This window comes from Paenarthrobacter sp. 4246 (genome assembly GCF_040546855.1).
Lineage (GTDB): Bacteria > Actinomycetota > Actinomycetes > Actinomycetales > Micrococcaceae > Arthrobacter.
This window is the reverse complement of sequence record NZ_JBEPOP010000014.1, coordinates 18184-38469: the sequence shown is the minus strand read 5'-3', so window position 1 is coordinate 38469 and position 20286 is coordinate 18184. Positions and strand designations below refer to the sequence as shown.

At 63.9% G+C, this 20286-nt stretch carries 19 protein-coding genes; 5 read left to right on the top strand and 14 right to left on the bottom strand.

Features of this window, described 5'->3' with window-relative positions:
- The first annotated feature begins 26 nt into the window (after window positions 1-26).
- Complete coding sequence (locus ABIE35_RS20510; RefSeq protein ID WP_354517734.1) at window positions 27-1181, top strand: pyridoxal phosphate-dependent aminotransferase; 1155 nt, start codon at window positions 27-29, stop codon at window positions 1179-1181.
- Between the two features lie 45 nt (window positions 1182-1226).
- Here ABIE35_RS20510 and ABIE35_RS20505 read toward each other — a convergent pair whose 3' ends face one another.
- The 6 genes from ABIE35_RS20505 to rimP all read right to left on the bottom strand — a co-directional run bounded on the left by ABIE35_RS20505 (window position 1227) and on the right by rimP (window position 7528).
- The gene (locus tag ABIE35_RS20505) at window positions 1227-1709 is read right to left on the bottom strand and encodes a nucleoside deaminase (protein ID WP_354517733.1); all 483 of its coding nucleotides are present in this window, start codon (window positions 1707-1709) and stop codon (window positions 1227-1229) included.
- Between the two features lie 84 nt (window positions 1710-1793).
- Window positions 1794-2297 (bottom strand): 30S ribosome-binding factor RbfA, encoded by a 504-nt coding sequence (gene rbfA / locus ABIE35_RS20500; RefSeq protein WP_354517732.1) that lies wholly within the window; start codon window positions 2295-2297, stop codon window positions 1794-1796.
- 78 nt (window positions 2298-2375) lie between these two features.
- Complete coding sequence (gene infB / locus ABIE35_RS20495; protein ID WP_354517731.1) at window positions 2376-5246, bottom strand: translation initiation factor IF-2; 2871 nt, start codon at window positions 5244-5246, stop codon at window positions 2376-2378.
- Window positions 5247-5398: 152 nt separating this feature from the next.
- A complete protein-coding gene (locus ABIE35_RS20490) occupies window positions 5399-5740 on the bottom strand; it encodes a YlxR family protein (RefSeq protein ID WP_354517730.1) in 342 nt (113 codons plus the stop codon).
- A 196-nt stretch (window positions 5741-5936) separates the two neighbouring features.
- Window positions 5937-6917 (bottom strand): transcription termination factor NusA, encoded by a 981-nt coding sequence (gene nusA, locus ABIE35_RS20485; RefSeq protein ID WP_089594374.1) that lies wholly within the window; start codon window positions 6915-6917, stop codon window positions 5937-5939.
- Window positions 6917-7528: a ribosome maturation factor RimP gene (gene rimP, locus ABIE35_RS20480; protein WP_089594373.1), complete on the bottom strand. Its 612-nt coding sequence runs from the start codon at window positions 7526-7528 to the stop codon at window positions 6917-6919. Before rimP ends, nusA begins: the two co-directional genes overlap by 1 nt.
- Window positions 7529-7633: 105 nt before the next feature.
- On the opposite strand from rimP, the gene ABIE35_RS20475 reads away from it, so the two are divergent.
- Genes ABIE35_RS20475 through ABIE35_RS20460 form a run of 4 tightly spaced genes read left to right on the top strand, consistent with a single transcriptional unit; the run spans window position 7634 to window position 11396 of the window.
- A complete protein-coding gene (locus ABIE35_RS20475) occupies window positions 7634-8779 on the top strand; it encodes a DUF4439 domain-containing protein (protein WP_354517729.1) in 1146 nt (381 codons plus the stop codon).
- A gap of 51 nt (window positions 8780-8830) precedes the next feature.
- Window positions 8831-9559 carry a VIT1/CCC1 transporter family protein gene (locus ABIE35_RS20470; protein ID WP_354517728.1) on the top strand — a complete coding sequence of 243 codons (729 nt, stop codon included), beginning with the start codon at window positions 8831-8833 and terminating at the stop codon, window positions 9557-9559.
- Window positions 9560-9593: 34 nt separating this feature from the next.
- A complete protein-coding gene (locus tag ABIE35_RS20465) occupies window positions 9594-10616 on the top strand; it encodes an aminoglycoside phosphotransferase family protein (RefSeq protein WP_354517727.1) in 1023 nt (340 codons plus the stop codon).
- Window positions 10617-10619: 3 nt separating this feature from the next.
- The gene (locus tag ABIE35_RS20460) at window positions 10620-11396 is read left to right on the top strand and encodes an aspartate dehydrogenase domain-containing protein (protein ID WP_354517726.1); all 777 of its coding nucleotides are present in this window, start codon (window positions 10620-10622) and stop codon (window positions 11394-11396) included.
- Window positions 11397-11410: 14 nt separating this feature from the next.
- On the opposite strand, the gene ABIE35_RS20455 is transcribed toward ABIE35_RS20460, so the two are convergent.
- The 8 genes from ABIE35_RS20455 to dxr all read right to left on the bottom strand — a co-directional run bounded on the left by ABIE35_RS20455 (window position 11411) and on the right by dxr (window position 20182).
- Window positions 11411-12208, bottom strand: coding sequence for a sulfite exporter TauE/SafE family protein (locus tag ABIE35_RS20455; protein ID WP_354517725.1), 798 nt, complete (start codon window positions 12206-12208; stop codon window positions 11411-11413).
- The gene (locus ABIE35_RS20450) at window positions 12205-14016 is read right to left on the bottom strand and encodes a proline--tRNA ligase (protein ID WP_354517724.1); all 1812 of its coding nucleotides are present in this window, start codon (window positions 14014-14016) and stop codon (window positions 12205-12207) included. Before ABIE35_RS20450 ends, ABIE35_RS20455 begins: the two co-directional genes overlap by 4 nt.
- Window positions 14017-14416: 400 nt before the next feature.
- Window positions 14417-15148, bottom strand: coding sequence for a prolipoprotein diacylglyceryl transferase (locus ABIE35_RS20445; RefSeq protein ID WP_354517723.1), 732 nt, complete (start codon window positions 15146-15148; stop codon window positions 14417-14419).
- Window positions 15149-15222: 74 nt separating this feature from the next.
- On the bottom strand, window positions 15223-16101 hold the full coding sequence (locus ABIE35_RS20440) for a GNAT family N-acetyltransferase (protein ID WP_354517801.1): 879 nt from the start codon (window positions 16099-16101) through the stop codon (window positions 15223-15225).
- Window positions 16064-17230: a flavodoxin-dependent (E)-4-hydroxy-3-methylbut-2-enyl-diphosphate synthase gene (gene ispG / locus ABIE35_RS20435; RefSeq protein ID WP_011774258.1), complete on the bottom strand. Its 1167-nt coding sequence runs from the start codon at window positions 17228-17230 to the stop codon at window positions 16064-16066. Before ispG ends, ABIE35_RS20440 begins: the two co-directional genes overlap by 38 nt.
- Before the next feature lie 46 nt (window positions 17231-17276).
- Window positions 17277-17570 carry a YciI family protein gene (locus ABIE35_RS20430; RefSeq protein ID WP_354517722.1) on the bottom strand — a complete coding sequence of 98 codons (294 nt, stop codon included), beginning with the start codon at window positions 17568-17570 and terminating at the stop codon, window positions 17277-17279.
- A gap of 63 nt (window positions 17571-17633) precedes the next feature.
- Entirely contained in the window at window positions 17634-18965 is a 1332-nt protein-coding gene (locus ABIE35_RS20425) for a M50 family metallopeptidase (protein ID WP_354517721.1), read from the bottom strand.
- 32 nt (window positions 18966-18997) lie between these two features.
- Window positions 18998-20182 carry a 1-deoxy-D-xylulose-5-phosphate reductoisomerase gene (dxr, locus tag ABIE35_RS20420; RefSeq protein ID WP_354517720.1) on the bottom strand — a complete coding sequence of 395 codons (1185 nt, stop codon included), beginning with the start codon at window positions 20180-20182 and terminating at the stop codon, window positions 18998-19000.
- Window positions 20183-20286 lie beyond the last annotated feature (104 nt).

Below are 20286 nucleotides of genomic sequence, written 5' to 3'. Positions count from 1 at the left end.
GTATATGGGTGGCTAGGATGGCTCCCATGCCTGAGCTTGCCACACATGTCCGCGACGTCCCCGTGAACCAGATCCGCGAAATCACCGAAGCCGCCTGGGCTACCCCCGGAGCGATCGTCCTCAGCATCGGCGAGCCGGGCTTTGCACTGCCGCGGCACGTCCTGGACGCCGGCATTGCCTGCCTTGACCGGGATGAGACCAATTACACACCCAACGCCGGGATTCCCGCGCTCCGTGAAGCCTTCGCAGCCCGCTTTAGCGAACAGCAGCACGTGCAAATAGGCGCGGAGCGGGTCTATGTGGTGGACGGTGCGCAGCAGGGCCTGCACTTCGCCATGAGCCTCCTGCTCGCTCCAGGCGACGAGATCCTCATTCCCAATCCCGGCTACCCCACGTTTGCCATGACCAGCCGCCTCCTGCACGCAGTGCCAGTCCAGTACCCGCTGTACCCCAAGAACAACTTTCAACCCCACATCGAGGACATCGAAGCACTCATCACGCCACGGACCAAGGTGCTGGTGTTGAACTCCCCCTCCAACCCTTTGGGCGCGGTCATCAGTGAAGAAGCCACCCGCCATCTCGTGGAGCTGGCAGCGCGGCATGATCTCTGGATCATTTCGGACGAGTGCTATGAGGCTTTCACGTTCGATATTCCCCATGTCAGCCCGGCCCGCTTCGACAGCGACGTTCCCGGTGAAGCCCGCGTGTTCACCTCCCTGACGCTGTCCAAGACCTACGGCCTCACAGGCCTGCGCATCGGTGCCTTGGTCTGCCCACCAGGACTGGAGCAGAAGATGAACAACGTCATGGAGTCGATCGTGTCCTGCGTAGCATCGCCCTCCCAGTACGCCGCGCTGGCCGCCCTCACCGGCCCCCAGGACTATGTTTCCCACGCCCGCGACCACTATCGGAGCAACCGGGATGCGGCCTCAGCGGTGCTGTCAGGGAAGGGAATTCCGTACCTGGGAGCACAGGGCGCCTTCTATTTGTGGGCGGACGTCTCCCATGTCACCAACGGGGACGTCCGCACCTGGGTGCGAAAGTTCCTGGCTGATGCCGGGGTGTCCTTCGCACCGGGAACGGCGTTCGGCTCAATCGGTGAGGGATGGATCAGGATTGCCCTCTGTGGTGGACAGCAAGACCTGCTCGACGGCGTCAGACGACTCCCAGCCAAGGTTTAGTCCCCGGGGACGTCAGGAAGTGTGCGCCCCGGTAGGCACTCCGTCTTAGTAGGCAGTCCGGCGGGAGTGGTTCAGCCAGGCCTCGAAGGGGTCAGCTGACGCAGCCAACTCCGCGCGCTCTACCGGCAGCAGCCCAGGCCTGGCACCGGCGAAATATTCGTAGAACACGGCGTCATCAAAGCCCGCCCGGGCGGCACCGTGCCTGTCCGCCGCGAAGTAGACATGGCCGATCCTGGCCCAGAGCGCTGCCGATAAACATAAGGGGCACGGCTCACAACTGGCATAGAGAACCGATCCCGTGAGGTCGAACCGTTGCGTCGCGGAAGCGGCCCGGCGGATTGCCACGACTTCTGCATGGGCTGTGGGGTCATGGTCGCGGGTGACCCGGTTGACACCTTCATGGACAGTCCCGTCCGGGGTGACCACGACGGCGCCGAAGGGACCGCCGCCGTCGGAAACGTTCTGCACCGCCAAGTGGATGGCACGGTTCAGGTAATCATCACGTTGCTGAGCAGTGTGCGCCGACATGCTCTGATCCTAACGAGTTTGAGTACAGCTAATGCCCCTAAAACGCAGTCTTAGGGGCATTAGCTGTACAGAAACGCTGAGGTCTTAGCGGTTGGCGTCTTCGTCGAGTTCTTTATCTCCGGAGAGGTCAGTGTCCTCTTCGTCGAAGTCGTCCTCGTCGATGTCCTCAGGGACATCGCCCTTGTAGGGGTCGGCCTCACCGGCGTGCTTTGCGCTGGCAGCCAAAGCGGCTACCTCGGCATCGCGACGCTTGGCTTCGCGCAGCAACTCCTCAAGGTTCGAGGCGTTGACCGGGATCTGGTCCGCAACAAACTCGAGCGTCGGGGTAAGCCGGACGGTGATGTTGCGGCCAACTTCCTGCCGAAGCACACCCTTGGCCTTCTCCAAGGCGCGGGCAGCATCAGCGTGGGCTACCTCGTCGCCGAAGACGGTGTAGTAGATAGTGGCGTGCTGAAGGTCGTTGGTGACGCGGGCGTCTGTGACCGTGATGGACTCGACGCGCGGATCTTTGACCCGTCGACCGAGGGCCTCAGCGACGACGACCTTAATCCGCTGTGCCAGCTTGGCAGCGCGTGCGGGATCAGCCATGACTTCCTCCTGGAAAGTAGAAACGGGGACGGAACGGGTCCGCCGGGGGCTACCCGACGGACCCGTTCCAAACGGAACCTAGACGCGCGGCTTTTCGCGCATTTCGAAGGTCTCGATGATGTCGCCTTCAGTGATGTCGTTGAAGGAGCCAAGACCGATACCACACTCGAAGTCGGTACGGACTTCGGTGGCGTCATCCTTGAAGCGCTTGAGCGTCTCAACGGTGAGGTTGTCACCGATGACCTTGCCGTCGCGGCTGACACGTGCCTTGCTGTTACGGCGGATGATGCCCGTGCGGACAATCGAGCCTGCGATGTTGCCGAACTTGGAGGAACGGAAGACTTCGCGGACCTCGGCGGTACCGAGCTGGACTTCTTCGTACTCCGGCTTGAGCATGCCCTTGAGAGCCATCTCAATGTCATCGATTGCTGCGTAGATGACCGAGTAGAAGCGCATGTCCACGCCTTCACGGTCAGCCAGTTCAGCAACGCGTTCGGCCGGCTTGACGTTGAAGCCGATGATGATGGCGTTGTCCACCGTGGCGAGGTTGACGTCGTTCTGCGTGATGGCACCCACACCGCGGTGAATGACACGGAGCTGAACGTCGTCGTCTCCGACGTCGATCTTAAGCAGGGCGTCTTCGAGGGCTTCCACGGCACCGGACACATCACCCTTGAGGATGAGGTTGAGGGTGTCGATCTTGCCTTCTGCAACGGCCTGATCGAAGTCTTCCAGGCTGATGCGCTTGCGACGCTTGGCCAGTGCGGCGTTGCGGTCGGCAGCTTCACGCTTCTCAGCGATCTGGCGGGCCGTACGCTCGTCAGGGGTCACCAGGAAGGTGTCACCTGCACGCGGCACGTTGGACAGGCCGAGGACCTGCACCGGGCGGGACGGCAGTGCGACATCGAGTGCCTCGCCGTTCTCGTCGAACATGGCGCGGACGCGGCCGTGAGCCGTACCGGCCACGATCGTGTCGCCCACGGCCAAGGTTCCGGACTGGACCAGGACGGTAGCAACAGCACCGCGGCCCTTGTCCAGGTTCGCTTCGATGGCAATGCCTCGAGCGTCCTTGTCCGGGTTGGCGCGCAGATCCAGTGCGGCATCGGCCGTCAGCAGGACGGCGTCGATCAGTTCATCGATGTTGAGGTTCTGGCGTGCAGAGACCTCAACGAACATGGTGTCGCCACCGTATTCTTCCGGAACCAAGCCGTACTCGGTCAGCTGGCCCTTGACCTTGTCAGGGTTGGCGCCTTCCTTGTCGATCTTGTTCACCGCGACGACGATCGGCACATTGGCTGCCTGGGCGTGGTTGAGCGCTTCCACCGTCTGCGGCATAACGCCGTCGTCGGCTGCGACAACCAGGATCGCGATATCGGTGACCTTGGCACCACGGGCACGCATGGCCGTGAAGGCCTCGTGACCGGGGGTGTCAATGAAGGTGATGTCGCGGGCAGTGCCCTCGTGGACGTGGCTGATCTGGTAGGCACCGATGTGCTGGGTGATGCCACCGTGCTCGCCGGCCACAACGTTCGAGTTGCGAATGGCATCCAACAAGCGGGTCTTACCGTGGTCAACGTGACCCATGACGGTGACAACCGGTGCGCGGGCCTCGAGAACGTCGTCGCCTTCGGCGTCGAGTTCATCCTGGATGTTGATGTCGAACTGATCCAGCAGCTCGCGCTCTTCATCCTCAGGGGAAACAACCTGGAGCTTGTAGCCAAGTTCGGCGCCAAGCAGGCCAAAGGTGTCTTCGTCGAGGGACTGCGTAGCCGTTGCCATTTCACCAAGGTGGAACAGCACGGTGACCAGTGATGCGGGGTTCGCGTCAATCTTCTCGGCAAAGTCCGTGATGGACGAGCCACGACGCAGGCGGATGATGGTCTCGCCATCACCGCGGGGTACCGATACGCCGCCCAGCGACGGAGCGCTCATCTGCTCCAGTTCCTGGCGCTTTGCACGCTTCGACTTACGCTGCTTGCCACGTCCGGCGCCACCCTTGCCGAAGGCACCCTGGGTGCCACCGCGACCGCGGCCACCCTTGCCGAAGCCACCGCCGGCGGGAGCGCCGCCACCGGTACCTGCACCGGGTGCGCCACCGGGACGACCGGGGCCGCCACCGGGACGGCCTGCGCCACCCGGACGGCCTGCGCCACCGGGAGCCGGACGCTCAGTGCGGTTGGGCATCATGCCCGGAGTGGGACGGTTTCCGGCACCGGGACCGCCAGCGGGACGCGGAGCGCCAGGACGGGGTGCACCCGGACGCGGAGCGCCCGGACGGGGACCACCGGTGCCTGCGGCAGGACGGGGACCGCCTGCGCCGGCAGCGGGACGGGGACCACCGGGACGTTCGCCGTCGTTGCGGCGTTCACCCCGGGGCATGCCCTGGGACGGTGCAAACGGGTTGTTACCCGGACGCGGCGGACGTTCTCCGTCGCCACCACGGCCCCGGGGCATGCCCTGGGAGGTAGCAAACGGGTTGTTGCCCGGACGGGGACCGCCGGGACGGGGAGCCTGGCCACCTTGACGTGCCGGAGCCGGCGTCTCTGCCTTGGGAGCGGGACGGGCGCCGGGCTTGGCCGAAACCGGGGTGGACGCGGCGGGAGCCGCGGGTGCTGCCGGAGCCGAAGCCGCGGGGACCGCAGGTGCTGCCGGAGCCGAAGCTGCCGGAGCGGGGGCTGCAGGTGCCGGGGCCGGAGCCTTCGGTGCTGCGGGGCCCGGAGCCGGAGCTGCCGGACGGGATGCTGCGGGAGCTTTGGGGGCTGCTGCGGGAGCGGCGGCCTTGGCGGCGCCGGCACCCGGGTATGCGTCGCGAAGTTTCTTCACGACGGGGGCCTCGATGGTTGACGAGGCGGAGCGAACGAATTCGCCCAATTCCTGCAGTTTGGTTACTGCATCTTTGGAAGTAATACCGAGCTCTTTGGCGAGCTCATGTACGCGGACCTTGGCCACATTTCTCCTGTCTCGGTCCGCACCGAGCCAGGCACGAACCGTCTACTTCTTACTGCGGGCCTTCGCCGCTTGCGCGAATAAAAGGCCCATTGCAGAGCGCAACAAAGTTGTCATCGTTACGCACTCATCGCTGGGAACTCATCGGGTTTCCATCAGTTTTCTGACCCGCTTTCAGGTTTGGACGGTTTTCCTGTGGCGGCCTGGGCCTCCACAAGTGGCGTGCCCGGCATCAAGTAACGTTCGACGGCGTCCGTTTCGACAGCGCCCGCAAGGGCCCTTCCGAAAGCGCGCCGCTTGATCGCCAATGCCAAGCACTTTTCGCTGGGGTGCAGCCACGCACCCCTGCCGGCCATCCGGCGTCGGACATCCACCAGGACGGCGGATGAACCGCCGCCTTGGGCGACCAGCCGGACAAGCTCGGACCGGGAGCCTTGCTTCCGGCATCCGATGCACGTGCGAACAGGCACATGGCCATGTTCAAGCAGTTCAGCCACGACGTGTCCAACCTGCCTTACGTTACTGGCGCCCGACGGGCCCCGGTCCTGCACAAGCAGCTGAGGCACGCCAAAGCGCGCGGATACCGGACGTAAGCCCGGCTCCATCTAGTCTAGCCCCCCGGCCCCGCACTCCCGAAACCAGGGGCGCCCAAGCGCGGCGCGAAACCGGAGGCATCAGCCGCCGGCTGAACCGCTAGTCGACCTTTGCCGGAGCGGCGTCGGAGACGATATCGATCCGCCAGCCAGTCAGCTTTGCGGCGAGGCGGGCGTTCTGGCCCTCCTTGCCGATGGCCAGCGAAAGCTGGTAGTCGGGAACCACCACGCGGGCCGAGCGGGTTGACTCATCCGTGATTGTGACGGAATTCACCCTCGAGGGCGACAGCGAGTTGGCGATGAAGGTTGCCGGGTCATCACTGAAGTCGACGATGTCGATCTTTTCGTCGTTCAGTTCAGTCATGACAGCCCGGACGCGCGAACCCATTTCACCGATGCAGGCGCCCTTGGCGTTGATGCCGGGGGTGTTGGCCTTGACGGCAATCTTGGTGCGGTGGCCTGCCTCGCGGGCAAGCGCCACGATCTCCACGGAGTGGTCGGCGATTTCCGGAACTTCCATTTCGAACAGCTTACGGACCAGTCCGGGGTGCGAACGGGACAACGTGATGGAAGGACCTTTTGCGCCCCGGTGGACATCCACCACGAAAGCGCGCAGTCGGCTTCCGTGGAGGTACTTCTCACCGGGAACCTGCTCGGGCGGCGGCAGCAGTGCCTCAACGGCTCCCAGGTTGACCTGGATCATGTGCGGGTTGTTGCCCTGCTGGATCATGCCGGCAACGAGTTCGCCTTCACGGCCCTTGAACTCACCCAGGACGTTGTCATCCTCCACGTCGCGAAGACGCTGGAGGATGATCTGGCGGGCCGTGCTGGCTGCGATGCGGCCGAAGCCGGCCGGGGTGTCCTCGAACTCGCCGATGGGCTCGCCGTCGTCGTCAATCTCGGTGGCCCAGATGGTCACGTGGCCGCTCTTGCGGTCCAACTCTGCGCGGGCCTTCTCGAAGGCGCCGGGCGTCTTGTGGTACGCCACCAACAGAGCTTGCTCGATGGTGGGAATCAGGAGATCCAGCGGGATTTCACGCTCACGCTCCAGGAGTCTCAGTGCGCTCATGTCAATATCCATTAGGCCTCCTCAGAAGGTCCGTTGTGCTCGTCTGCCAGCGCAGCCTCGTGGAGGTGGCTGAATTCAATCTCGACTTTTCCTTGGCGGATCCTGTCGAAAGGAATAGTGATGGGGTCGCCTTGCTTGGGCTTCATGCCCTTCTTGACCTCGTGTTCGGGGATCAGCGTCACGCCGTCATCCTCCACCGAGGCGATGCGGCCCAGGAGATTGTCCCCCTGGATCACGTTGACCCGGACCATGCGGCCGCGGGCCCGGTGCCAGTGGCGCGGTTCGGTCAAAGGGCGGCTGACGCCCGGCGAGGAAACCTCAAGGTCATACGGACGTCCGTCGTCATGGGGATCGTTGTCCAGGATATCGGACAGCCCGCGCGAGACATCCGCAATGGCGTCAAGGCTGACACCGCCGGTTTCCTCCTGCGGCAGGTCCACGACGACGTGGACCGTGCGGTGTGAACCGGCAACGTGGATGGAAACATCCTCGAGGTAGAGCCTGCTGGCAAGGACAGCCGGTTCAAGCAGCGCCTTAAGCCTGCTCTCTTCCGGGTTGTGGATGGTGGCCGTTGAGTTGGATTCAGAACGGTGTGTTGAAGTCGTGGCTTCCGAGTCACTCACGTTGCCCGCCGCCTCCCGATAGATGTTGTTGTGACTACTAGCCTAACGATTTTCCCGGGAACATGGTGCACGGACTTTGCCGCCCACGTGACACCATGGTCTGTTGTGAGCGGGCAGATAAGTGAAAAACGACGAACACCACCCTGGGGCCGGGTCCTGCTGGTTGCCGTGGTGGCGTTGCTCGTCGCAGGGACGGGAATAGTGCTTATTCCGCGTGATTCCGGCACTCCCCCGCCCGTTCCCTTCTCCGAAGCGGCCCGTGCGGATGCGCTGGAGGACACTCTGCAACTTCGCGAATCGGCCGCCGCTCTGTCTTCGTCCGCCGGCCAGGGTGCAGCACAGACCGCCCTCAAGGACGCTGTGACTTTGCTGACAACGCAGGCCCGCGCCCTCCTGCTTCCGTCCGAAGCAACGCCCTCCGCCACCGCGACCATTGCCGGCACGGCAGACGCCAGCACGCGTGCCGCCTTGGTTGCCGCTTTGTCCGCGAGCGGAACCCAGCGCCTGGCAGACGCCTACGAGGCCGACGGCGGCATCGCCCGGCTCCTCGCCGCGGTGGGGTCCGCCCAAGTCCTGGGGGCCGAAAAGCTGGCTGGTGCATGGCAGTTGCCAATCCCGAAGGATGCTGCGGCATCCACGACCAAAATGCCTGCCACCACACCGGCGACGGCACCGTGCCCCTCGGTCAGCCCCACGCCCGAGCAAACGTCCGCCACCACCGACGCAGCCTTGGCAGCTGCGGTCCGCACACATCAGGAAGCCGTCTACGCGTACCAGGTGGCGCTTAAGCGGCTGGACACTGCGGCCGCCGGCACCGCGGCCAAGGACCTTGCAACCCACGAACTGCTGCTCCAGCAAGTGGAGGCGCTGACCCGGGCCAACTGCGGGGACACACCTGCCAGCGAAGCCGGCTACCGTCTTCCGGAACAGTTCGCGAAGGACCCCGCCGCTGCCCTGGCCGCGCTGGAAGCGTCGGCTCTTCCGGTGTTGGGGGACTTGGTTGCCCTGTCTACGGGTGAGACCCGGGCATGGGCTGTGGAGGGCCTCCTGGCAGCTGCCCGCAGGAGCCTGGCGTGGGGCGCGGACGTGCCTGCACTGCCAGGTCTGACGCTCGACGCCGGGGAGTTGCCGCCGCTGCCGACGCCCGGTTCGGCGACGGGTTCAGCGTCCGGCTCCGCCTCCACCACACCATCCACAGAACCCACCATGAAATCCACTATGAAGGGGTCCGCCACTTCCCCCGCCGGGTAGGCCAGCCTAGCCATGCTGGTCAAGACCCTCCCCCGGTGCTTGGCTTGGATTATGGCTTCCCCGGACACCGCAGCTGTGCACGAGAACGAACCCCACCGGGATGACCTGGCCCACCGGTTGAACTGGTTGCGGGCCGGGGTCCTGGGCGCCAATGACGGGATTGTGTCCGTGGCTGCGATCGTGGTGGGCGTGGCAGGTGCCACCACCAGCACCGGCAGCATTCTTGCCGCCGGCAGCGCGGGCCTGGTGGGTGGCGCCATTTCCATGGCTTTGGGCGAATATGTCTCCGTCAGCAGCCAGAGCGACACCCAGAAGGCGCTGATCGAGAAGGAACGCCTCGAATTGGCCCAGCAACCCGAGGACGAACTCAACGAGCTGGCGGCCATCTACGAGTCCAAGGGACTCAGTGCCAGGACTGCACGGGCGGTTGCTGAAGAGCTCACGGAGCACGATGCCCTGGCCGCCCACCTCTCTGCGGAGCTGAACATCCACGAGGATGACATTGTGAGCCCGTGGAACGCGGCGTTCGCCTCCGCTGTGGCGTTCACTTTGGGGGCCATGTTGCCCATGCTGGCCATCCTCCTGCCGCCCCCGGAACTCCGGGTGCCGCTGACCTTCGTAGCGGTCCTGCTTGCCTTGGCGATTACCGGGGCTGTTGGCGCCTGGATCGGCGGTGCTTCCCGGTTCCGCGCGGCCTTCCGGGTGGTGTTGGGTGGCGCGTTGGCGCTGGCTGCCACGTTCTCCCTTGGAACGCTCTTGGGTGCCAGCGGCGTTTTCTAAGGGCCACGGCTTCCCTCAGAGTTAGGCTGATCGCGTGACCCTTCACGCGATGATTCCCATTCCGGGCGACCTCCACACCCGGTACAACCGCGACTCCGCGGGACGCGACTGGCTGGCCAGCCTTCCGGGACTTATCTCCGATGCCCTCGACCGGTGGCAGCTCTCAGTTGACCTCGCACCCGGCACCGAACCATGGAACGGACATGGAGCCCTGGTGGTGCCCGTACTCCAGAACGGCGTCCCGTCCGCCCTGAAAATCGCATTCCCGCACGACGAAGCCCAAGTGGAACGACACGCCCTGGCACTGTGGGATGGTCACGGCGCGGTTCGCCTGATGGCAGCGGATGCTCCCAGTTGCACCATGCTCCTTGAACGGCTTGATGCCGCCCGTTGGCTCCAGGACGCCCCTATGGATCATGCGAGGGACGCCTGGGGCAGCATCCTGCGCCAGCTCTCCATCCAACCCGACGAGCGGTTGGAGTGGCGGGCCTTTGACCACGTTGCCGCAACTGCCGAGCGATGGAGCGATGAGCTGCCGGCGGAGTGGGAACGCCTGGACCGGCCGTTTCCCAGGTGGCTGCTGGAAGCGGCACTGGAAGTGTGCCAGACGCGTGGCGCCGTGGGACGCCGCTCCGGGACGGATGTCCTGGTTCACACGGACCTGCACTTCATGAACATCCTTGCTGTCCCCACTGGCAACCGGCAGCTCCGTGGCGACTACCTGGCCATCGACCCGCAACCACAGATTGGTGAGGCCGAGTTCGCTGTGGCGCCGGTTTTGTGGAACCGGATCCATGACCTCTCCCGAACGGCTCCGGAGGCTGCGCTGCGGGAGCGTTGCCACGACTTCAGTGTCGCCGCAGGACTCGATCCCGAGGCTGCCCGGCAATGGAGCATTGCCCGCGAGGTGGACAATGCTCTGGGGTACGCGGGGACTTCCGGTCACGGCGGGGACTTGGCGCGATCTTTGTGGGTTGCCAGCACGCTTGCGGGCCGGACACTCGACGACCTTCCACGGGCCCATGAGCTCCCTGATCCCGGCGCGACGGCGCGCTAGGCCATGACACTCGCCGTGGCCCTGATCGGGTCCGGGGCCATCGGCTCAAGGATCGTGGAACTGCTCGACGCCGGGACTGTCCCTGGCGTCAGGCTCGCCGGAGTTGTGCCGCACGGCAACTCCGGTACAGGCTTCAGCTTCGACGACGCCTTGGAAGTGGCCGATGTGTTGGTGGAGTGCGCCGGTGTTGCCGCCGTCGCGGAATTCGGCCCCCGCACCGTAGCGGCAGGCACGGACCTGCTGGTCACCTCGATAGGCGCCTTGTGCAACCAGTCCCTGCGGACAAAACTGCTCGACGACGGTCCAGGCCGGACCTTCCTCACCACCGGTGCCTTGGGCGGACTGGACGCGATCACAGCCGCCTGCGCTGGCGGCACCATTCACCGCATCACCCTGGAGTCGCGAAAACTGCCCACCGCACTGGTGCAGCCGTGGATGGACGGGGAAACCAAGGAACGGCTGCTAGCAGCGACACGGCCCGTGGAGCTTCTGCGGGGCGGCCCTGCGGAGTTGATCAAGGCCTTCCCCAAATCCACCAACGTGGTGTCCGCGCTTGCCCTGGCCGCGGGCAACTGGGATGTGGTGGAGGCCGTGCTCATCGCAGATCCGGGCGCCCGCCAGACATCCCACCATGTGGTGGCGGAGACAAGCCTGGGTACGTTCGATATCTGCGTCACCAACGAGGCATCCCCCGGAAACCCGGCGTCCAGCGCTTTGGTGCCGCACGCCGTCGTCCGCGGTCTGAAATCGCTGGCCAATGCCAGCGGAAGTTTCATCTGACGCCTGCGTGGGAATCAGGCCGCGAAGTTCTCATTCCAGACGTCGACGCCGAGCTTGATGATCAACGCCGCAACAACAATCAGGAAGACAACGCGTACAAAACTGCTCCCCTTGGCTACCGCGGTGCGGGCACCAAGATAGCCGCCGGCCATATTGGCCAGGCCCAGAATCAGCCCTACACCCCACAGCAGGGAGCCGTGGGGAAGGAAAAAGATCAGTGCGCCTGCGTTGGTGGCCATGTTGACGATTTTTGCCTTGGCGCTGGCTTCCAGGAAGGCGTAGCCCATGGCCGAAACCAGGGCGATCACCAGGAAAGAGCCGGTACCAGGGCCTATCAGACCGTCATAAAAGCCAATCACGGCGCCAATGAGGCACGCCACCACGTAGTGCTTGTGGCCGTCGTGGCGGAGGGCCGTCAGCTCTCCGGCGCGAGGGCGCAAGGCCGTGAATATGGCGACGGCGATCAGCGCCACCACGATGATCGGCTTGAACACACTGGCAGGCAGCGAAGCGGCCAGGATGGCCCCACCGAAGCTTCCCGCCAACGCGATGACCGCCATGGGCACAGCCGTCTTGAGATCGGGTCCCACGCGCCGGTAATACGTCACGGCGCTGGTGGTGGTGCCGAAAATCGACCCCATCTTGTTGGTGGCCAAGGCCTGCACGGGCGTGATGCCGGGAACCAGCAGCAGGGCGGGGAGCTGGATCAGTCCCCCGCCCCCTACAACAGCGTCCACCCAGCCGGCGGCGAATCCAGCCACCACAATCAGGATGAGAGTGGTGAGCTGGATGGATTCGAAGCCGGAAATCACCGGTTTCGTACGGCGTCGACCACGTAATCCACGGCCTTGTCCACCGCAACGTTCTCGGCTTCGCCGCTGCGGCGATCCTTGACTTCCACCACACCGTCTACAAGTCCCCGGCCAACAGCCAGGATGGTGGGCACGCCAACAAGCTCGGCATCGCCGAACTTTACGCCGGGAGAAACCTTCGGGCGGTCGTCGAAAATGACGTCCAGGCCGGCAGCTTCAAGCTCAGCGGAGAGCTTTTCAGCAGCCTCGAAGATTTCATCACCACGGCCCACGGCCACCACATGGACGTCTGCCGGAGCCACCGAGCGTGGCCAGACGAGACCGCGGTCGTCATGGTTTGCTTCAGCCAAGGCAGCCACTGCGCGGGTAACACCAACGCCGTAGGAGCCCATGGTGACAACCTGCTGCTTGCCGTTCTGGTCCAGCACCTTCAAGTCCAAAGCCGCGGCATACTTGCGGCCGAGCTGGAAGATGTGGCCCATTTCGATGCCGCGGGCGGTCTCCAGCGGACCGGATCCGTCCGGGGCGGGGTCGCCTGCACGCACTTCGGTGCTTTCAATGACGCCATCCCACGTGAAGTCGCGGCCGGCGACCAGCCCGAAGACATGCTTGCCCTCGGCGTTGGCGCCGGTAACCCAGCTGGTGCCGGAGACGACGCGGGGGTCCACCAGGAAGAGCACCTTGGAGGAACCTTCAAGGCCAAGGACAGGCTCGTCAAGGGACAGGCCGGGGCCGATGTAGCCCTTGACCAGCCACGGCAGCTTCTTGAGGTCCTCTTCGTTGGCAGCCTCGAGGCCGATCTCGCCGGCAATCGGCAGGTGGGAACCGATGTTGGCTTCCACGCGCTTGAGGTCCACTCCGCGGTCGCCGGGGACACCGATCACGACGATCTGGCGCTCACCTGTTGGCAGCGTCACTGCAAGGACAACGTTCTTAAGTGTGTCAGCGGCAGTCCAGGCGCCGCCTTCGGCCTCGCTGCGCGGAGCCAACTGGTTGGCTGCGGCCACCAAAGTATCAATGGTGGGAGTGTTCGGGGTGTCCAGGACCTGGGCGGCCGGTGCGTTGCTGAAATCGATCTCGTCCGGGACAACAGTGGTCACGGCTTCGACGTTGGCGTAGTAGCCACCGGCTGAGCGTACGAACGTATCCTCGCCGATCTCGGTGGGGAACAGGAATTCTTCACTCTTGGAGCCACCCATGGCGCCGGCGGTGGCGGCAACAGGGATGACTTCCAGGCCGAGGCGCTCAAAGATTTTCAGGTATGCGGCGCGGTGGGCGGCGTAGCTGGCATCCAAACCGGCGTCGTCGATGTCAAAGGAGTACGAGTCCTTCATGATGAACTCGCGGCCACGGAGGAGGCCGGCCCGGGGGCGTGCTTCATCGCGGTACTTGTTCTGGATCTGGTAGAGGCTCAGCGGCAGGTCCTTGTACGAGGAGTACAGGTCCTTCACCAGGAGCGTGAACATTTCCTCGTGCGTGGGGGCAAGCAGATAGTCCGCGCCCTTGCGGTCTTGGAGGCGGAACAGGCCTTCGCCGTATTCGGTCCAGCGGTTGGTGGCCTCGTAGGGCTCGCGGGGCAGCAGCGCCGGGAAATGGACTTCCTGGGCGCCGATGGCCGACATTTCCTGGCGGATGATCTCTTCGACCTTGCGCAGGACGCTCAGACCCAGCGGCAGCCACGTGTAAATGCCGGGTGCTGCGCGGCGGATGTAGCCGGCACGGACCAGGAGCTTGTGGCTGGCGACCTCAGCGTCGACGGGATCTTCACGCAGGGTGCGCAGGAACAACTGGGAAAGGCGAAGGACCACGGGTACGTATCCGTTTCTATGGCAGGTGTGGCAAAAACAAACTGTCTACTAATCTACCGGGTGCCCACACACAGAAGAGCCACGCCGTCGCGTGTGGAAGCCCCTGGCCCCAACGGGCTGGTCATCCTGCGATGGCGTGGCTCAGCGGCCGGCCGGCCGCAGACTCTGTCCTGGGACTAGATCACCGTTCCCTCCAGCGGAACGGGATCATCTGCGGCTGGGAAGCATGGGTCACTGCCGAACTCACGGATGGTGTGGGCGCCAATGACGCCTGTCAAGGTATTGATCATGAGTCCCCCGATACCACCCGCACCCCAACGACACGGCTTGGGTAGAACCTATGTGATCGCGGACACATTTTCAAGCTCGGGTGACATGCTGCGCGGCAGCAGCGTTGACGCTACTTTATAAGTGCTGCGGCCTGGTCCATGAGTGCCCCGGCAGCTGCCGCACCGCCGTTTTCTGCGTTCTTTCCCGAGGCTGTGGCGGAGATGAGGACGCCGTCCTTGATGGCAGCAGCCATCAAGGTGGACTGGGTCTGGCCGTCAGGGAGGGTCATGGTGGTCTTAATGCCCAGGGTTCCGGGTACTGTACCGATGCCGTCGAACTTTTCCGTCTTCATGGTCATGGTGGTCCCTGACATGGACATCGTCATGTTCGCGCACGTGGTGATCTGGTCTTCGTTGCTCTTGACGTTGTTCTCCAGCACGTCCTTGGAGACGCCGGATGCCAGCGTCACACTGGAAATGACGCCGGAAGCAACGTCAATTTTTGCACCGCTGGCGCCGGTGGCGCCCTCGATCGGCTGCGATGCGCCGGCCATGGCCAGGTCCTTGCACTCGGCCGGCTCAATGTTCATGGAGCCCAGGAGCTCCTTGAGGGGATCCTGCTGACCGGCGAGGTCGTCAACGGAGGAAACCAACAGTTCCGTTCCGTCGGCAGCCTTGATCTGCTTCACCAGGTCTGTGAGTTCCTGGGTGGTGTACTGTTTTGCCTCGGCGGGCGCAGGGGCCGGCGTCTCACTGGCAGGAGCTGATGCAGCATCCGTAGAGGTACCGGCACCGCCGCACGCGGTGAGGCCCATGACCAACAGTCCTGACACGGCAAAACCGCGCAGCGCATTCTTCTTCATTTGTTCCCCAAGAAAGTTCGAGTGATGGCTGGCGTGCGCCAACCGGGACAAGACTACAAGTTCCCGGCCTGCGGCTAAAAAAGGACCGTGGCGAATGTGCCCACTTGCTCGAAGCCCACCCGTTCGTAGGTGGCGCGGGCTTTGGCGTTGTAGTCGTTGACGTAGAGGCTGGTCACCGGGGCAAAGGTCTTTGAAAGATTCACGACGGCGGCCATGTACCCGGCGCTCTGGCCGCGTCCCCGGAGTTCCGGGTTCATCCACACGCCCTGGACCTGGGTCACATCCGCCGTGACAGCACCGAGTTCAGCTTTGAAGACCACCGTGCCTCCGGCGTCAATGTGGACCAGGGAATGCCCCTGCCGGATCAGGCCGGCCACCCGCTTGCTGTAGAACTCCTGGCCTCCGAGGAAGGGAGAATAGCCAACTTCTTCCTCGAACATGGCGGCACAGGCCGGAAGGATGCGGTCGAAGTCCTCCATGGCGCCAAAAGTCAGGGCCGGATTGGCGCCGATGGCAGGTCCTCCGGAGATGGTCAGGAGGGGCTGGCGGGACCGGATCTCGTGGGCGGCATGACCCAGTTGTTCAAAACGCGAGTAGAGGGCCAGCACGGTGTCGGCGGGGCCAAAAATGGAAGCGTAACGGCGTCCGGTTTGGTGGGCCGCCGTGGCTGCATAGCCTGCCAATGCAGGGTCAAGTTGCACAGGAACAAGGTTGGCCCCGGCCCAGCAGGCACCCAGGAGCGTTTGATCGTGGAACACTCCAAAAATACTGGCACCCCCGCTGGTGGGCGCAGCCGTCCCCGTGCTGTCCAAGTGGGCCAGGATGAAGACGTTGGCCACCACATCTTCGCTGGCCAGCGCGCGCAGAGCCAGGGTGTCGGCTTTGCCGAGCACCCTGACTCCCAAGCCGTTCTCGTTACGAGACGCTAACCACGGGGCTACCCTTGACAGCATCTTCGCCATCGGCCTCCCCCATCTCTTCGGCGATGCGCATGGCCTCTTCGATCAGTGTCTCAACAATTTCGCTCTCAGGCACAGTCTTGATGACTTCGCCCTTCACGAAAATCTGGCCCTTGCCGTTTCCGGATGCCACGCCAAGGTCTGCTTCACGGGCCTCGCCGGGTCCGTTGACGACGCAGCCCATAACGGCGACGCGCAGGGGAATCTCCATGCCTTCCAGCCCGGCCGTTACCTGCTCCGCCAGCGTGTACACATCAACCTGCGCACGTCCACAGGAGGGGCAGGAGACGATTTCCAGCTTGCGGGGGCGCAGGTTCAGCGACTGCAGGATCTGGTTGCCCACCTTGATTTCCTCCACCGGCGGCGCCGAAAGGGAAACCCGAATGGTGTCACCGATGCCGCGGGACAGAAGCGCACCGAAAGCCGTTGCCGACTTGATGGTGCCCTGGAACGCCGGCCCGGCTTCGGTCACACCGAGGTGCAACGGCCAGTCACCCTTCTCTGCCAGCATTTCGTACGCGGCCACCATGATGACGGGATCGTTGTGCTTGACGGAGATCTTGAAGTCATGGAAGCCGTGTTCCTCGAACAGGGACGCTTCCCAAACAGCGGACTCCACCAGGGCTTCCGGTGTTGCCTTGCCGTATTTCTTCATGATGCCCGGCTCCAGCGAACCAGCATTGACGCCGATCCGGATGGACGTGCCGTGGTCCCGGGCCGCTGCCGCAATTTCCTTGACCTGGTCATCGAACTTACGGATGTTGCCCGGGTTCACACGAACAGCCGCGCATCCGGCCTCAATGGCCGCGAAAACGTACTTGGGCTGGAAGTGGATATCGGCGATCACGGGGATCTGGGACTTACGGGCGATGATGGGAAGCGCTTCAGCGTCGTCCGCCGAAGGACACGCAACACGCACGATGTCGCAGCCGGATGCCGTCAGTTCGGCAATTTGCTGAAGGGTGGCGTTGATATCCGTGGTGGGCGTCGTGGTCATGGACTGAACGCTGATGGGCGAATCAGAACCAACACCAACGGACCCAACCTTGATCTGCCGAGTCTTACGGCGAGGGGCAAGGACGGGGGGTGGGGCTGCTGGCATTCCCAGGCTGACCGAGGTCACGTGGACTCCTTGGATTGGGGTGGATCGTTGAGGTGGAGACGCCCGGCTAGGACGCGTGGGCTGCCAGGATCCCGATGATGGGGGACCATTCGGTGGTGCGGATGCCGGCAATTACGCCAGCTTCGGCAAACGGATCCTGCTTGAGGAGGTCGTTGAGCCCGGTTTCATCTGCGGACTTGAAGATCAGGAGGGCACCGGCACCGTCACCGTACGGGCCGCTGGCAAGGAGCTTGCCTTCCTCGGCCAGTTCGCCCAGCCAGGCACGGTGTGCGGGGCGGGCTTCGTCGCGGAGGGCACCGGAGTCGGCGACGTATACGTACTCAACAGCGAAAACAGTCATGGTGCTAGCCTATCCCGCCTGCTCCGCCGGAAATATTCATGCTCTGCCCAAAATGCTCATGGCTTAGCCGAAGATGTTGACGGGCTTCACGATGTCCGCGTAGATCAGCAGGGCACCCATGGCCATCAGCAGCGCAGCCACCACGTAGGTCAGCGGCAACAGTTTCGCAATGTCGAACGAACCCGGATCCGGCTTTCCCCTCAACCTGGCCACCTGGCGCCGTGCGCCCTCGTACAAAGCCCCGGCCACATGGCCGCCGTCGAGGGGAAGCAAGGGGATGAGGTTGAAGATGGCCAAGGCGAAGTTCAGCCCTGCAAGCAGCCCGATCAGGGTTCCGATGCGGGCCTGCATCGGAACCTGTTCCATGGCCGCGACTTCGCCGGCTACCCGGCCAACACCCACGACGCTGATGGGACCGTTCGGATCCCGGGGTTCCTCGCTGAAGGCTGCTTTCGCCACTCCGGCTACCCTGGCCGGCAGGTTGAAGATCACACCGGAAATTTGTTTGATGTTCTCTCCCGCCATGGGGAGAACGGCCGACGCCGGCTGGGGAACCAATGCGCTTTGGGCGCCGATCCCGAGGAAGCCGACTTCCTGGTACTGCAGAACACCGTTGGCGTCCTGCGCCTGCCGCCCATCGGAGCCCACCACGGGCCGGGACGAGAGCACCGGGGTCACGGTGGTCTCCACTGGAGAACCGTTGCGCTGCACGGTGATGGCCACATCCTTGCCTGCCGAGGCACGGATCCATCCGGTCAGTTCGTCCCAACTGGTGACGGTCTTTCCGTCAAAGGACGTGATGGTGTCGTTCGGTTGGAGCCCTGCGGCTGCTGCCGGTGTGGGTTTGCAGTCCGCTGAGTCCGGGTCCACAGTTTCGCCAGCGGCAACCTGGCATTTGGAAACGTCCGCGATGGTGGTGGTCGCCTGCGCCGTGCCGAAGCCCATGAGCAGGACGGCCAACAGGATCAACCCGATGATCATGTTCATGGCAGGGCCACCGAGCATGACAATGATCTTTTTCCATACTGGCAATTTGTAGAAGACGCGGTTCTCGTCCCCCGGCCCCACTTCTTCATGCGCCATGGAACGCGCTTCTGTGGCCAGCGTTTGGAACATCCCGGTGCTGGAAGGGCGGACAGCGCCGTCCACCTTGTTGGGTGGGTACATGCCGATCATGGAGACGTATCCACCCAGTGGAAGGGCTTTGAATCCGTACTCGGTCTCGCCCTTCTTCCTGGACCAGAGAGTGGGGCCGAAGCCGATCATGTACTTGGTGACGCGGACTTTGAAGAGCTTCGCCGGCACCAGGTGGCCTACCTCGTGCAGCGCGATGGAAACGGCGACGCCGATGGCGACGAAGACGACTCCGAGAATGAAGAGAAGGACGGGACTCATGCCGGTGGGACTGCTTCCATAAGGGTTCTGAGCTACAGGGCGCTGCTGGCTAAACGATCAAGGGTGCGGGCGCGTGCCCACTTCTCAGCATCCAGCACGGACTCCACCGTTAGCTCGGAGGAGCCTGAATGTTCACTGAGGACGGACTCCACCGTATCCACGATGTCCGTGAAGCGGATACGCCCGGCGTGGAACGCCTGGACGGCCTCCTCATTGGCGGCGTTGAACACTGCCGGGAAGGTGCTGCCTTGTTTGGCAGCGTCCTTGGCCAGGTCCACTGCGGGGAATGCCACGGTGTCCAAGGGCTCGAACGTCCAACTGGTGGCCTTGGTCCAGTCGCAGGGCTTGGCAGCACGCGGGACGCGATCCGGCCAGCCCAGCCCCAGCGCGATAGGAAGGCGCATGTCCGGGGGTGATGCCTGGGCAATGATCGAACCGTCCACAAACTGCACCATGGAGTGAACCACCGACTGAGGGTGGACCACCACCTCGATCCTGTCCAAGGGAACATCGAACAACAAGTGCGCCTCAATGACTTCCAAGCCCTTGTTGACCAGGCTGGCGGAGTTGGTGGTGACCATCAGGCCCATGTCCCAAGTGGGGTGGGCCAGCGCTTCCTGCGGTGTGACCCCATGAAGCTGATCGCGTGTGCGCCCGCGGAACGGACCGCCGGATGCGGTCAAGATCAGCTTCTCAACTTCCTGCTCGGTCCCGGACCGCAAGCACTGGGCGATGGCGGAGTGCTCAGAGTCAACAGGCACAATCTGTCCCGGCCGGGCCGCGGCTTTAACCAGGGCACCACCCACGATCAGTGATTCCTTGTTGGCCAGTGCAAGCGTTGCGCCGGTGCTGAGCGCGGCCAAGGTAGGTGCCAGGCCAATGGAACCGGTGATGCCGTTGAGGACGACGTCACACTCGATGGCTGCGATCCGGGTGGAGGCGTCCGGGCCGGCGAAGATCTCCGTCGCAAAATGTGGCACCCCCGCAGCCGAGGCTGCCGCGTCAATCAGTTGCCGCAAAACCGCGGGATCTCCCTGGGCGATGCCCACAGCCCGCGCCCGGGTGTGGACCGCCTGCCGGGCGATGAGTTCTAGGTTCCTTCCACCTGCGCTGAGCGCCACCACCTCGAAACGGTGCGGGGCGGCATCGACGACGTCAATCGCTTGTGTGCCGATGGAACCGGTGGACCCGAGGATGACGATCTTGCGCGGCTGCATTCTCCAAGTATCCCAGCCAGTAACGCGAGCGGCGAACGGAGCAGGGACGATACTGGGAAATCCTGCATCGCTTGACCATCCACAGCCCACGCGTACGGTGGAAA

What these genes read in the sequence shown, in the direction of transcription:
- ABIE35_RS20505 (WP_354517733.1), bottom strand. Translation starts at nt 1,709, where the DNA reads ATGTCGGCGCACACTGCTCAGCAACGTGATGATTACCTGAACCGTGCC.
- rbfA (WP_354517732.1), bottom strand. Translation starts at nt 2,297, where the DNA reads ATGGCTGATCCCGCACGCGCTGCCAAGCTGGCACAGCGGATTAAGGTC.
- ABIE35_RS20430 (WP_354517722.1), bottom strand. Translation starts at nt 17,570, where the DNA reads ATGACTGTTTTCGCTGTTGAGTACGTATACGTCGCCGACTCCGGTGCC.
- ABIE35_RS20425 (WP_354517721.1), bottom strand. Translation starts at nt 18,965, where the DNA reads ATGAGTCCCGTCCTTCTCTTCATTCTCGGAGTCGTCTTCGTCGCCATC.
- nusA (WP_089594374.1), bottom strand. Translation starts at nt 6,917, where the DNA reads ATGGATATTGACATGAGCGCACTGAGACTCCTGGAGCGTGAGCGTGAA.
- ABIE35_RS20510 (WP_354517734.1), top strand. Translation starts at nt 27, where the DNA reads ATGCCTGAGCTTGCCACACATGTCCGCGACGTCCCCGTGAACCAGATC.
- ABIE35_RS20445 (WP_354517723.1), bottom strand. Translation starts at nt 15,148, where the DNA reads ATGAAGAAGAATGCGCTGCGCGGTTTTGCCGTGTCAGGACTGTTGGTC.
- ABIE35_RS20440 (WP_354517801.1), bottom strand. Translation starts at nt 16,101, where the DNA reads ATGCTGTCAAGGGTAGCCCCGTGGTTAGCGTCTCGTAACGAGAACGGC.
- ABIE35_RS20470 (WP_354517728.1), top strand. Translation starts at nt 8,831, where the DNA reads ATGGCTTCCCCGGACACCGCAGCTGTGCACGAGAACGAACCCCACCGG.
- dxr (WP_354517720.1), bottom strand. Translation starts at nt 20,182, where the DNA reads ATGCAGCCGCGCAAGATCGTCATCCTCGGGTCCACCGGTTCCATCGGC.
- ABIE35_RS20460 (WP_354517726.1), top strand. Translation starts at nt 10,620, where the DNA reads ATGACACTCGCCGTGGCCCTGATCGGGTCCGGGGCCATCGGCTCAAGG.